The organism is Brooklawnia sp. (assembly GCF_049651565.1).
Lineage (GTDB): Bacteria > Actinomycetota > Actinomycetes > Propionibacteriales > Propionibacteriaceae > Brooklawnia.
In genome coordinates, this window is record NZ_JBASCI010000100.1 from 1 (window position 1) to 3,357 (window position 3,357).

The following is a 3,357-nucleotide window of genomic DNA, read 5'->3' on the forward strand; positions in this document are numbered from 1 at the left end:
GGCACGCAGTACCCCATGGTTCCCGCACCACCCGAGGTGAGCCACTTGGCCGGCCGCGCGTGCGGCAGGAAGTGCGCGGCCCACATCTGGTGCTGGCCGACGCCGGTGACGTAGATGGCGTCGGGGCCGACTATCTCGCCGATCCGCTGCACCACGTGCTGCGGGCTCAGCATGCCGTCCTCGGGTTCGGTCCAGCCGACCGGGTAGCGCTCCTTCAGCCCGCACAGGTACTGCGTCCACTCCGAGTAGTCGGGAACGTGCTCATGCCGCAACGCCTCGATCAAGCCACCCAGGAACGCCTTCGCGTCCCCCACCACCGGCACGTCGACGACCCTGTTCTTGCCGATCTCGGCGGGGTCGATGTCGGCGTGGATGATCCTGGCCTCCGGGGCGAACGAGTCCAGCCTGCCGGTGACCCGGTCGTCGAAGCGGGTTCCGACCGCGATCAGCAGGTCAGCCTTCTGCAACGCACCGACCGCCGAGACCGAGCCGTGCATGCCCGGCATGCCCATGTTCATCGGGTGCGCGTCGGGCAGGGCGCCGCGGGCCATCAGCGTGGTGACGACCGGAATGTCGGTGCGGGCGACCAGGTCGGCCAGCTCCTGCCAGGCACGAGCCTTGATCACGCCGCCGCCGACGTAGAGCACCGGACGCTTGGCCCTGCAGATCACCCGCGCCGCCTCCTGGATCTGCCGGAAGTGCGGCTGCGAGGTCGGCTTGTAACCGGGCAGCACCAGTTCGTCCTCGAAGTCGAACGGGGCGCTGTTGGTCAGGGCGTCCTTGGCCACGTCGACCAGCACCGGGCCGGGACGCCCGGTCGAGGCGATGTGGAAGGCGGCCTTGATCGCCTCCGGGATGTCCTCGGTGCGCTTGACCAGGAAGTTGTGCTTGGTGATCGGCATCGTGATGCCGCGGATGTCGGCTTCCTGGAAGGCGTCGGTGCCGATGTAGCTGGAGTTGACCTGACCGGTGATCGCCACGATCGGCACCGAGTCCAGGTAGGCGTCGGCGATGGGGGTAACCAGGTTGGTGGCACCGGGGCCGGAGGTGGCGATGCACACCCCGACGCGTCCGGTCGCCATCGCGTAGCCCTCGGCGGCGTGGCCGGCGCCCTGCTCGTGGCGCACCAGGATGTGCCGGATCGAGGAGTCGTACAGCGGGTCGTAGGCCGGCAGAATGGCTCCGCCGGGAATGCCGAAGGCAACCTCTACGCCGCACCGCTCCAGCGACGTGACGAGCGCCTGGGCGCCGGTGAGGATGGGCAAGTCGGTTGACTGCTTGGCCATCGGGCGGATCCTTTCTGTGTGGTGGGTGACAGGTTCGCTGCAATAAAAAACCCCCGCTGCCACTGATGGCAGGCGAGGGAGCGCTCCGTCTGAAGGACGAAGCGCTAGCGAATTACGAGCTCCTGTCGGCTGAACACGTGGCAATCATGGCACGCGACCATGAATTGACCAAGCAGGTCTCGAATCCCGGACTCAGTCGAGTCGGACGCAGAACCCGGCGTCCGCCAGCGCCTGCTTGACGTCGCCCACGGTGAGGGTGCGGAAGTGGAAGACGCTGGCCGCCAACACCGCGTCCGCGCCCGCCTGGGCGGCCTGGACGAAGTGCTCGGCGGTACCCGCGCCGCCGGACGCGATCAGTGGCACGTCGATGGCGGCGCGGACCGCCTCCAGCATCGGAAGGTCGAAGCCATCGGTGGTTCCGTCGCGGTCCATCGAGTTGAGCAGCACCTCGCCGACGCCTCGGCCGACCCCCTGACGAGCCCACTCGATGGCGTCCAGGCCGGCCGACCGCTGGCCGCCGTGGGTGGTCACCCCGTAGCCGGACGGCATGCCGGGCTCGCGGCGGGCGTCCACGCTGAGCACCAGCACCTGGTTGCCGAACCTGGAGCTGATCTCGTCCAGCACGTCGGGACGCGCGATCGCGCCGGTGTTGATGCTGACCTTGTCGGCTCCGCAGCGCAGCAGCGCGTCCACGTCTTCGACCGAGCGCACTCCCCCACCGACGGTGAGCGGGATGAAGACGGTTTCGGCGCACCGGGTGACGACCTCGCGGGTGGTCTCACGGCCGCGCGCGGAGGCGGAGATGTCGAGGAAGGTGACCTCGTCGGCGCCCTGGTCGTTGTAGCGGGCAGCCAGTTCGACCGGGTCGCCGGCGTCGCGGAGATCGGTGAAGTTGACGCCCTTGACCACACGGCCGTCGGTCACGTCAAGGCACGGGATCACACGAATGGCGACAGTCATTGGATTAGCGTAGCCGGTATGGAGTTCCGGTATCTGGGCGGTTCAGGCCTGAAGATCAGCGAGATCAGCTACGGCAATTGGCTCACCCACGCCAGCCAGATCGACTCGGATGTGGCCGTGGCTTGCGTACATGCGGCGCTGGATGCCGGCATCACCACCTTCGACACCGCGGACGCCTACGCCGACGCCGCTGCTGAGGTAGTGCTGGGCGAGGCGTTGGCCGGGCAGCGCCGCGAGTCTGTCGAGATCTTCACCAAGGTGTACTGGCCGACCGGACCGAAGGGGCCGAACGACTGCGGGTTGTCGCGCAAGCACGTGATGGAATCGATCAACGGCTCGCTGAAGCGACTCGGCACCGACTACGTCGACCTCTACCAGGCCCACCGGTACGACACCGAGACTCCGCTGGCCGAGACCATGCTCGCCTTCGCCGACATCGTGCGGCAGGGCAAGGCGCTGTACATCGGGGTCAGCGAGTGGACCGCCGACCAGATCCGGGCCGCAAAGGCGCTTGCGGATGAGCTGCACGTGCCGCTGATCAGCAACCAGCCGCAGTACAACATGCTGTGGCGGGTCATCGAGGGCGAGGTCGTGCCGACGTGTCGGGAGCTTGGGATTTCGCAGATCGTCTGGTCGCCGATCGCGCAGGGCATCTTGTCCGGGAAGTACCTGCCCGGGCAGGACTTGCCGGCCGGGTCGAGGGCGGCGTCCCGGGTGGGCGCCAACCTGGCCGAGCGGATCGCCTCCGAGCAGCAGACCCTGGAACGGGTGCAACTGCTGAAGCCGATGGCTGCCGAGCTGGGGCTGACGATGGCCCAGTTCGCGATCGCCTGGGTGCTGCAGAACGACAACGTGTCCGCCGCACTGGTCGGGGCCAGCCGCCCGGAGCAGATCACCAGTAACGCTGCGGCTGCCGGAGTGCGGATCCCGGCCGAGCTGATGGCCCGGGTCGATCAGGTGCTCGGCGACTCGGTGGTGCGCGACCCGGCGTTGACTGCCAAGCGGGCACCTCAGCAGCGCCCCTGCTAGTGCGGTGGTCGTCCGGCACTGCCGGCCGCCCACTCCTTCCTGCCGCCCTGGTCCTGCCTGCCGCCCTGGTCCTGCCTGCCGC

3 protein-coding genes are annotated in these 3,357 nt (G+C 68.4%); 1 reads left to right on the forward strand and 2 read right to left on the reverse strand.

What is annotated here, in order from left to right:
• Together ilvB and hisF are read right to left on the reverse strand one after the other, a co-directional pair.
• Positions 1–1,286, reverse strand: a 1,286-nt coding sequence (gene ilvB, locus WBL05_RS04630) for a biosynthetic-type acetolactate synthase large subunit (RefSeq protein ID WP_424224061.1), incomplete at its 3' end; no start/stop codon positions are given.
• A gap of 192 nt (positions 1,287–1,478) precedes the next feature.
• Positions 1,479–2,246 (reverse strand): imidazole glycerol phosphate synthase subunit HisF, encoded by a 768-nt coding sequence (hisF, locus tag WBL05_RS04635; RefSeq protein ID WP_424224062.1) that lies wholly within the window; start codon positions 2,244–2,246, stop codon positions 1,479–1,481.
• A gap of 18 nt (positions 2,247–2,264) precedes the next feature.
• Here hisF and WBL05_RS04640 point away from each other — a divergent pair, with 18 nt between their 5' ends.
• Complete coding sequence (locus WBL05_RS04640) at positions 2,265–3,275, forward strand: aldo/keto reductase family protein (protein WP_424224063.1); 1,011 nt, start codon at positions 2,265–2,267, stop codon at positions 3,273–3,275.
• The last annotated feature ends 82 nt before the right edge of the window (positions 3,276–3,357 follow it).